This is a genomic window from Rhizobacter sp. P3_B12, from assembly GCF_056402895.1.
Genome location: NZ_JBFUGN010001779.1, coordinates 1 through 532 on the forward strand (window position 1 = coordinate 1; position 532 = coordinate 532).

General features: G+C 74.4%; 1 protein-coding gene. It reads left to right on the forward strand.

Annotated elements, in window-relative coordinates; genetic code table 11:
* On the forward strand, window positions 1-532 hold a 532-nt coding region (locus AC1D01_RS38185), incomplete at both ends, for an ATP-binding cassette domain-containing protein (RefSeq protein ID WP_477875224.1).

Genomic DNA, 532 nt, shown 5'->3' on the forward strand with positions numbered 1-532 from the left:
GCATGGACCTGCAGGGCATCAGCTTCGACGTGCGCTGCGGCGAGATCGTCGGCATCGCCGGCGTCKCCGGCAACGGCCAGCAGGAGCTGATGGCCGCGCTCTCCGGCGAGGACCCGCGCGCCGCGCCCGACAGCATCGTGCTGTTCGAGCGGCCGGTGGGCCGCCAGTCGCCGCGCCGCCGCCGGGCGCAGGGGCTGAACTTCGTGCCCGAGGAACGGCTCGGCCGCGGCGCGGTGCCAGGCTTGTCGCTCGCGCAGAACACGCTGCTCACCCGCACCGCCGCGGTGACGGCGCAGGGCTGGATCCGCACCGGCGAGGTCGCCGCGCTCGCGAACCGGCTGATCCAGCGCTTCAACGTGAAGGCCGGCGGGCCGGACGCGCCGGCCAAGAGCCTCTCGGGCGGCAACCTGCAGAAGTTCATCGTCGGGCGCGAGATCGATGCCGCGCCGCGCCTCCTGATCGTCTCGCAGCCGACCTGGGGCGTCGATGTCGGCGCGGCCGCGCAGATCCGCGGCGAGCTGCTGAAGCTGCG